Annotated in this window: 9 protein-coding genes and 1 tRNA gene; all 10 read right to left on the reverse strand. The window is 64.2% G+C overall.

Annotated elements, in window-relative coordinates; all coding sequences use genetic code 11:
• Nucleotides 1–45: 45 nt before the first annotated feature.
• Entirely contained in the window at nt 46–4,272 is a 4,227-nt protein-coding gene (gene rpoB, locus BLU09_RS33800) for a DNA-directed RNA polymerase subunit beta (protein WP_090494978.1), read from the reverse strand.
• A gap of 177 nt (nt 4,273–4,449) precedes the next feature.
• Complete coding sequence (rplL, locus tag BLU09_RS33805) at nt 4,450–4,818, reverse strand: 50S ribosomal protein L7/L12 (protein WP_011553126.1); 369 nt, start codon at nt 4,816–4,818, stop codon at nt 4,450–4,452.
• Nucleotides 4,819–4,921: 103 nt separating this feature from the next.
• On the reverse strand, nt 4,922–5,443 hold the full coding sequence (gene rplJ, locus BLU09_RS33810; RefSeq protein WP_090494980.1) for a 50S ribosomal protein L10: 522 nt from the start codon (nt 5,441–5,443) through the stop codon (nt 4,922–4,924).
• A gap of 397 nt (nt 5,444–5,840) precedes the next feature.
• Nucleotides 5,841–6,554: a 50S ribosomal protein L1 gene (rplA, locus tag BLU09_RS33815; RefSeq protein WP_090494982.1), complete on the reverse strand. Its 714-nt coding sequence runs from the start codon at nt 6,552–6,554 to the stop codon at nt 5,841–5,843.
• 36 nt (nt 6,555–6,590) lie between these two features.
• Nucleotides 6,591–7,037 carry a 50S ribosomal protein L11 gene (gene rplK / locus BLU09_RS33820; RefSeq protein ID WP_090494983.1) on the reverse strand — a complete coding sequence of 149 codons (447 nt, stop codon included), beginning with the start codon at nt 7,035–7,037 and terminating at the stop codon, nt 6,591–6,593.
• A 146-nt stretch (nt 7,038–7,183) separates the two neighbouring features.
• A complete protein-coding gene (gene nusG / locus BLU09_RS33825) occupies nt 7,184–7,726 on the reverse strand; it encodes a transcription termination/antitermination protein NusG (protein WP_090494984.1) in 543 nt (180 codons plus the stop codon).
• A complete protein-coding gene (gene secE, locus BLU09_RS33830) occupies nt 7,726–8,169 on the reverse strand; it encodes a preprotein translocase subunit SecE (protein ID WP_090494985.1) in 444 nt (147 codons plus the stop codon). The genes nusG and secE overlap by 1 nt, the downstream gene beginning before the upstream one ends.
• Before the next feature lie 100 nt (nt 8,170–8,269).
• Nucleotides 8,270–8,345, reverse strand: a tRNA-Trp gene (locus BLU09_RS33835).
• 23 nt (nt 8,346–8,368) lie between these two features.
• Complete coding sequence (rpmG, locus tag BLU09_RS33840; protein WP_011553120.1) at nt 8,369–8,533, reverse strand: 50S ribosomal protein L33; 165 nt, start codon at nt 8,531–8,533, stop codon at nt 8,369–8,371.
• A gap of 99 nt (nt 8,534–8,632) precedes the next feature.
• The coding region (locus tag BLU09_RS33845; RefSeq protein WP_244172270.1) for an EF-Tu C-terminal domain-related protein at nt 8,633–9,097 on the reverse strand (465 nt) is incomplete at its 5' end.

A 9,097-nucleotide genomic window follows, 5' to 3' on the forward strand; every position in this document is an offset into this window, starting at 1 on the left:
CCTATCGGGACGGCGGGCGGCCGGTCAGGCGGGCGCTCCGTGCAATCAGGCCTCGGTTCCCGTCTTGCGCTCCTCGCCGTCACCACCGCCGAGGAAGTCGCCTCCGAAGCTGCGCTGCCGCTCCGGCGGGGCGCTCTCCAGCAGCTCCACGTCGAGCGCGAGCGACTGGAGCTCCTTGAGGAGCACGTTGAACGACTCGGGCAGGCCGCTCTCCAGGACGTTGTCGCCCTTGACGATGGCCTCGTACATGCGCGTGCGGCCCACCACGTCGTCCGACTTGACGGTGAGGAACTCCTGCAGCGTGTACGCCGCGCCGTAGGCCTCCATCGCCCAGACTTCCATCTCGCCCAGACGCTGACCGCCGAACTGCGCCTTGCCGCCCAGCGGCTGCTGCGTGACGAGCGAGTAGGGCCCGATGGAGCGGGCGTGGATCTTCTCGTCCACCAGGTGGTGCAGCTTCAGCATGTACATGACGCCCACGGTGACGTTCTGGTCGAACGGCTCACCGGTGCGCCCGTCGAAGAGCACCATCTGGCCCGAGCGAGGCAGCTGACCCTCGTCCAGCAGGGCGTGGATCTCCGTCTCCTGTGCGCCGTCGAAGACGGGCGTGGCGACGTGGATGCCCCGCTTGGAGCGGAGGCACAGCTGCTTGATCTCCTCGTCGTCGAGCTTGTCGAGGAACTCGCCGAACGCCGGGTCGCTGTAGATGACCTTGAGGCGCTCCTTGATGGCGTCCGAGCTCCAGTTGGCCTCGACGTAGCGCTGCAGCGCTTCGCCGGTGCCCTTGGCGGCCCAGCCCAGGTGCGTCTCGAGGATCTGCCCGATGTTCATGCGCGAGGGCACGCCCAGCGGGTTGAGGACGATGTCCACCGGACGCCCGTCCTCCAGGTACGGCATGTCCTCCTCGGGGAGGATGCGGGACACGACGCCCTTGTTTCCGTGGCGGCCGGCCATCTTGTCGCCCACGGCCAGCTTGCGCTTGATGGCGACGTACACCTTCACCATCTTGATGACGCCCGGCGGCAGCTCGTCGCCCTTCTTGATGCGGGCGATCTTCTCGCCGAAGGCCAGCTTCACGGCCTCCTTCGTCTCCTCCAGGTTGCGGAGGATGTCGCGCAGGCGCGAGTCCAGCGGGTCGCCGACGGAGATCTCACCCCAGTACTTGTAGGGCACCGTGGACAGCAGCTCGTCGTCGAGGATGTCCCCCTTCTTCAGGAGGATCTTCCCCTTGTCGTCCACGAGCTTGCCCTGGACCTCCTTGGTGCGCACCAGGCCGCGGATGCGGCCGAACGCGCTGTCCTGGAGGACCTTGATCTCGTCGTTCTGGTCCTTGAGGAGCTTCGCCTCCTCCATGGACTCGATCTGCTTGGCGCGTTCGTCCTTCTCCACGCCCTTGCGGCTGAACACCTTGGCGTTGATGACGGTGCCCACCACGCCCGGCGGGACGCGCAGCGAGCTGTCACGCACGTCGCCGGCCTTCTCGCCGAAGATGGCGCGCAGCAGCTTCTCTTCGGGAGACAGCTGCGTCTCGCCCTTCGGGGTGATCTTGCCCACCAGCACGTCGCCGGGCTTCACCTCGGCGCCGATGCGGATGATGCCGCTCTCGTCGAGGTCCTTGAGGGCCTCCTCACCCACGTTCGGGATGTCGCGGGTGATCTCCTCCTTGCCCAGCTTGGTGTCGCGCGCGATGCACTCGAACTCCTCGATGTGGATCGACGTGAAGACGTCGTCCTTGAGGATGCGCTCGCTGATGAGGATGGAGTCCTCGAAGTTGTAGCCCTGCCACGGCATGAACGCGACGACCACGTTCTGGCCCAGCGCCAGCTCGCCCGTCTCGGTGGCCGGACCGTCGGCGATGACGTCACCCTTCTTCACCCGGTCGCCCTTGCTGATGATGGGCTTCTGGTTGAGGCAGGTGTTCTGGTTGGAGCGCTGGTACTTGAGCAGGTTGTAGATGTCGACCTCGCTCGTGACATCGCTCAGCGAGGCCGGCACGTCCGCCTTCACCACGATGCGGCCGGCGTCCACACTCTCCACGATGCCGTCGCGCCGGGCCACGCAGGTGACGCCGGAGTCGCGGGCGACGATGGACTCGATGCCCGTGCCCACCAGCGGCGCCGCGGTGCGCAGCAGCGGAACGGCCTGGCGCTGCATGTTGGAGCCCATGAGCGCGCGGTTGGCGTCGTCGTTCTCCAGGAACGGGATGAGCGACGCGGCCACCGACACCAGCTGCTTCGGGGACACGTCCATCAGGTCCACGTCCTCGGCGCGAGCCTGGACGAACTCACCGCCGCGGCGGCTGGACACCAGCGCGTTGGCGAACTTGCCCTTCTTGTCCGTCTCCGCGTTCGCCTGGGCGATCGTGTGCTTCTCCTCCTCGAGGGCGGAGTAGAAGGCCACGTCGGTCGTCACCACGCCCGCCTCGACCTTGCGGTAAGGCGTCTCGACGAAGCCGAACTCATTGACGCGCGCGTAGGTGGACAGCGACGCGATGAGGCCGATGTTCGGACCTTCCGGCGTCTCGATGGGGCAGATACGGCCGTAGTGCGTCGGGTGCACGTCGCGCACCTCGAAGCCCGCGCGCTCGCGCGTGAGGCCGCCGGGCCCGAGCGCCGACAGGCGCCGCTTGTGCGTGACCTCGGACAGGGGGTTCGTCTGGTCCATGAACTGCGACAGCTGGCTGGACCCGAAGAACTCCTTGATGACCGCCGTGACGGGCTTGGCGTTGATGAGATCGTGCGGCATGAGCGTCTCGATCTCCTGGAGGCTCATGCGCTCCTTGATCGCCCGCTCCATGCGCACCAGGCCGATGCGGTACTGGTTCTCCAGCAGCTCGCCCACCGCGCGGACGCGGCGGTTGCCCAGGTGGTCGATGTCGTCGATGGTCCCCTTGCCGTTCTTCAGATCGATCAGGTAGCGGATCACCTCGAGGATGTCCCGCTTGGTGAGGATCTGCCCGTCGAGCGGCTCCTCGAGGCCGAACTTGAAGTTCAGCTTGAGGCGGCCGACCTTGGAGAGGTCGTAGCGCTCCGGGTTGAAGAACAGGTTGGTGAACAGGTTGATGGCCGTCTCCGGCGTCGGCGGATCGCCAGGACGCAGGCGGCGGTAGATCTCCATGATGGACTGCTCGGGGGTCTCGAGCTTGTCCAGCATCAACGTCTCACGCAGGTACGGGCCCACGTTGAGGTTGTCGATGAAGAGGACCTTGAACTCCTTGATGCCGTGCTTGAGGAGCTCGTCGACCTTCTCCTGGGTGACTTCCTCATTGCACTCGAGGAGCACCACGCCGTTGGTCTCTTCGACCACGTCGTAGGCGGACACCTTGGTGAAGAGCTCGTCCGCATCGATCGGGAGCGTCTTCATCTTCGCCGCTTCGAGCTTCTTGATGGCGGCGCGGGTGAACTTGCGGTTCTTCTTGACGATCAGCTCGCCCGTCTTGGCCTTGATGTCGCGGGTCGCGCGCTGACCAGGCAGCAGCTCAAGCTCGACGCTCTTCTCGAACTCCTCCGCGCTGTGGAGGTAGATCGTCTCCGTCGCGTAGTAGTAGTTGAGGATCTCCTCGGTGGAGCCCTTGAACTCCAGCGGGTTCTTCTTCGCGGTGTCCGGGACGGCGCCGAGCGCGCGGATGAGCACCGTGGCCGGAAGCTTGCGGCGGCGGTCGATGCGCACGTACAGCAGGTCCTTGTGGTCGAACTCGAAGTCGATCCACGAACCGCGGTAGGGAATGATGCGGGCGTTGTAGAGCAGCTTGCCAGACGAGTGGCTCTTGCCCTTGTCATGGTCGAAGAAGGCGCCAGGGCTTCGGTGCAGCTGGCTGACGACGACGCGCTCGGTACCGTTGATGATGAAGGTGCCGTTCTGGGTCATCAGCGGGATTTCGCCGAAGTAGACCTCCTGCTCCTTCACGTCGCGGATGGACTGGGCGCCGGTCTCCTCGTCCTTGTCCCACACGACCAGGCGCACCACCACCTTGATGGGCGCCGAATACGTCATGCCACGCTGGTGGCACTCATCCACGTCGTACTTCGGGCGCTCCAGGTGGTAGCTCACGAACTCCAGCGAGGAGGTCTCGTTGAAGTCGCGGATAGGGAACACCGACTTGAAGACGCCCTGAAGACCGAGGTCCTCGCGCTTGTCGGCGGCAATGTCCGCCTGGAGGAACTTCTCGTAGGACTGCTTCTGGATGTTGATAAGATTGGGAATGTCGATGATCTTCGCGATCTTCGCGAAGGTCTTCCGCACGCGGAAATTGTTCTGGATCTGCGTCGGCATTCTGGCTCCGGGGACGACTGCTCGGGCGGGCAAACTTCAGTAACGCGCGGCGGCGCCGGGAAATTTGCAACGGTCAAATGGGCAAAGCCGGCGCCCCCACTCAGGGAGCGCCGGCCTGCACATCCGGTCAGGAGGCTGCCCGAAATTTCCCGGAAAACCGGACAGTCCCTGTAGAAACTACTTGATGTCGACGGTCGCACCAGCCGCGGTGAGCTGGTCCTTGATCTTCTTGGCGTCGTCCTTGTTGACGCCTTCCTTGACGTTCTTCGGAGCGCCCTCGACCAGGTCCTTGGCCTCCTTCAGGCCCAGGCCGGTGATCGCGCGGATCTCCTTGATGACGTTGATCTTGTTGGCGCCGGCGTTGGCCAGCACCACCGTGAACTCCGTCTTCTCCTCGACAGGAGCGGCGGCGGCGGCCGGGCCCGCGGCAACGGCCACGGCGGCGGCGGAGACGCCCCACTTGCTCTCGAGCTGCTTCACGAGCTCGGCCGCCTCGAGGACGGTCAGGGAGGAGAGCTGGTCAACAATCGCGTTCAGGTCAGCCATTGAAATGTGTCCTTCTGGTTTCGACTAACGGCCAACTCCCCCTTTGGAGAGTTCCGGCCGGAGAGGTTGCGGTAGAAAAACTTCTCGAACAGATGAGGGCTTCTCAGCCCTGCGCCTTGTCCGCGTTGGCCTGGACGACTCGGGCGAGCTGCGAACCCGGAGCCGCGATGGTCCGAACCAGCTTGCTCGCGGGCTGGCTGATGACGCCCAGCAGCTGCGCGCGAAGCTCGGGCAGACCCGGCAGCTTCGCCAGGGCCTTCACGCCGGCGACGTCGACCTTGCGGCCTTCGACGACAGCGGTGCGGATCTTGATCTTGTCCTCGATGTCCTTCGCGAACTCGACCAGGATCTTCGCGGGAGCCACCACGTCGCCGTAGCTGATGCACAGGGCCACGGGGCCCGTGAAGTCATCAGCGATGACCGACACGGACGTGCCCTGCGCGGCACGGCGCGCCAGCGTGTTCTTGATGACCTTGTACTCGACGTTGCCCTCGCGGAACTTCTTGCGGAGCTTGGTCACCGTCTCCACGTCCACCTTGGTGAACTCGGCGACGACGGCGGAGGTCGTCCTCGAGAACTTCTCGTGGAGCTCCTTGATCATCTCTTCCTTCTCACTCTTCAGCACTTTGACTCACCTCCTTACTGGGCCCGCCTTTTCAGGACGGGCGTGATGCCTGGGCCAAAGTGGCAGAGCGAGAGGAGCCTCCGAGAGGCACCACACCGCACCTCCAGTCTCGGCAGGGCTGACCTTGCGGTCGTTTGAACCAGGGGTCGAAGGTGCCGTCCGGCCGGTTGCCCGGCTGCCAACGGAACATGCATCCTCTTCGCCCAGGTCCCTGCTGTCATGAACCAGGTGTCGGGACGCCGCGCCTCACGACGTGGCGCCCCAATTGCAAAAGCCGGGGGCCTATACCCCCGGCTTCAGCAAAGATCCAGAACTTTCGAACCTGTGACGTCAGACAGGCGACAACCCTGACCCGTAGTCAGGGCTGCGTCCTCCTGTCCGTGCGACCGGACGGCGATTAGCCGTGGCGCATCTTGATTTCCATGGTGTCGAGCTTGATGCCCGGCCCCATGGAGGACGAGATGGCGATACCCTGGAGGTACACGCCCTTCGCGGCGGCCGGCTTCAGCTTCATCACCAGGTCCACCAGCGCGTTGAAGTTGGCCTCGAGCTTCTCGACCTCGAAGGAGGACTTGCCCAGCTTCGCGTGGACGATACCGGCCTTCTCGGCGCGGAAGTCGACCTTACCGCCCTTGGCGTCGCGAATGGCCTTCGCGACATCCATGGTCACCGTGCCGACCTTCGGGTTCGGCATCAGGCCACGGGGACCGAGCACCTTACCGAGGCGACCGACGACACCCATCATGTCCGGGGTGGCGATGACGGTGTCGAAATCGAGGAAGCCCTCCTCGATGCGCTTCTGGAGGTCCTCGGCGCCGACCACGTCCGCGCCGGCGTTGGTCGCGTCGGTGGCCTTCTCACCCTTGGCGAACACGGCCACGCGCACGGTGGCGCCGGTGCCGTGCGGGAGCACCACGGCGCCGCGGACCATCTGGTCCGCGTGCTTCGGGTCCACGCCCAGGTTGATGGAGACGTCGACCGTCTGGTCGTACTTGGTGGAGCGAGCCTCCACCGTCTTCTTCAGGAGCTGAAAGCCCTCGGCGACGGCGTAGCGCTTATCGCGGTCAACCAGAGCGGCGGCCGCACGGAACTTCTTCCCAGTCTTAGCCATGACAGAAATCCTTGTCGTGAGTGGGTGCGCGGCGGCCTAGCCGACGACGTCGATGCCCATGGAGCGTGCGGTGCCAGCAATGGTGCTCATGCAGGCCTCGAGCGACGCGGCGGTGGTGTCCTGGATCTTCTTCTTCGCGATTTCCTCGAGCTGAGCGCGGGTGATCTGCCCAACCTTCTCCTTGCCCGGCTTCTTCGCGCCCGAACCCTTCTTCTTCTCCGTGTGGAGACCCGCGGCCTTCTTGATGAGGACGGCGGCGGGAGGGGTCTTCAGGATGAAGGTGAAGGAGCGGTCCGCATACACGGTGATGACCACCGGGATGATGAGACCTTCCTTGGCCTCCGCCTGGGTCTTCGCGTTGAACTGCTTGCAGAACTCCATGATGTTCACGCCCTGCTGACCGAGCGCGGGGCCGATCGGCGGAGCGGGGTTCGCCTTGCCGGCGGGGATCTGCAGCTTGACCTGACCTGTGATCTTCTTCATCGAACGACAACTGCCTTTCGAGTGGGTGGTGCGAGCGGGCTACCAGACGGGGAAGCCCTCCCACCCATGAGTCCGGCCCCAATACGGGGACCAGAAATGCGAACGCCGCGCACGCCATACAGGGGTGCACGGCGCGGCATCAACTGCTAGCCGGTGGTCTTCTCCACCTGCATGAAGTCCAGCTCTACGGGTGTAGCACGGCCGAAGATGCTGACCAGCACCTTCACCCTGCCCTTCTCCGCATTGACCTCTTCCACGGTACCGTTGAAGTTCGCGAACGGACCGTCGATGACGCGCACCGTGTCGCCGTCGTCGAACTGCACCTTGGGCTTCGGCTTGAGCGTGCCTTCGGAAATCTGCGACGTCAGCCGCGCCACTTCCTGGTCGGAGATGGGCAACGGATTCTGGTGCTGCGCCGTTCCCGGGAACCCGGTGATCTTCGGCGTGTTCTTCACCAGGTGGAGCGTCCGGTCGTTCAGCTCCATCTGCACGAAGATGTAGCCGGGGAAGAACTTACGGCGAGAGGTCTTCTTCTCGCCCTTCACCATTTCGACGACCTGCTCCATCGGAATCAGGATTTCACCGAACTGGTCCTGAAGGCCCTCCAGACGGACCTTCTCTTCCAGGCTCTTCTTCGCCTGGTTCTCGAAGTTCGAGTAGGTGTGGACCACGTACCATTTCATCGCCATTACAGCTTCCCCCACATGGCCGGCAGCCACTCCACCATCAGGTTGTAGGCGGCGGTATCGATGCAGAAGAGGATGACGGCGGCAACCAGGGACGCCACGACGACGGCCATGGTCGACGCCTTGGTCTCCGACCAGGTGGGCCAGGTGACCTTCATCAACTCCGAAGCCACATCGATGGACAGCGCATGGGTGCGCGGGTGGAAGTACGCCCCCACAGCCAGTCCCACGGCCAGCACGTAACCCACCAGGGTGGAGACCTTCCAGTCCAAGCCCTCGATGAGGACCGGGTCGCTCCAGCTGAATCGCGCCCACAGCAATCCGAGCAGACGCTCCAGGAAGAGGGCCAGGACGATGCCGACGAGAAGATAGAAGATGACCACGAGCCGCTTCGGATCCATCGCCGAGCGGTTAGCCTGCTGGCTGGCCTCTGATGCCGTCGCCATGGTGCCTCACGAGGTACTGCGGATGCGAATTCGCGAAACTGCGAAAACACAGGAACCCCCGGCACCTCCAGGTACCGGGGGCCCCGCGACTACTGAGAGTTGGCAGGCCAGGAGGGATTCGAACCCCCAACACGCGGATTTGGAGACCGCTGCTCTACCGTTGGAGCTACTGGCCTAGAACCTTCCCTGAACTACCGACCTAGACCTTACCTTCCTTGTGGTCCTGATGCTTGCGGCAACGAGGACAGAACTTGCTCAGCTCGAGCTTATCCTGGCTCTTCCGCTTGTTCTTCGTGGTCGTGTAGTTCCGCTCTTTGCACACCGTGCACTCGAGCGAAATAATGGAGCGATTGCCCTTCGGCATGACCTACCTCACCAGATACGAGAGGGGAAGGCTACCACAACGCAGCCCTCCCCTCGGAATCGGGACAGTGAGCCCGGCGGCCTCACGGCCGACCCGGCATTACTCGATGATTTCCGCCACGACGCCGGCGCCCACGGTGCGGCCACCCTCGCGAACAGCGAAGCGCAGCTCCTTCTCCATGGCCACAGGGGTGATGAGCTCCACCTCGATGGCGATGTTGTCGCCCGGCATCACCATTTCGACGTTCTCCGGCAGCTTCACCGAGCCCGTCACGTCCGTGGTGCGGAAGTAGAACTGCGGGCGGTAGCCCTTGAAGAACGGGGTGTGACGACCACCCTCTTCCTTCGACAGCACGTAGATCTGCGCCTTGAACTTGGTGTGCGGGGTGATGCTGCCCGGCTTGGCCAGCACCTGGCCGCGCTCCATGTCCTCGCGCTTCAGGCCGCGCACCAGCGCGCCGATGTTGTCACCCGCCATGCCCTGGTCCAGCAGCTTGCGGAACATCTCCACGCCCGTGACGACCGTCTTCTGCGTCGGGCGCAGACCGACGACTTCCACTTCCTC

The sequence above is a fragment of the Myxococcus virescens genome (genome assembly GCF_900101905.1).
Taxonomy (GTDB): domain Bacteria; phylum Myxococcota; class Myxococcia; order Myxococcales; family Myxococcaceae; genus Myxococcus; species Myxococcus virescens.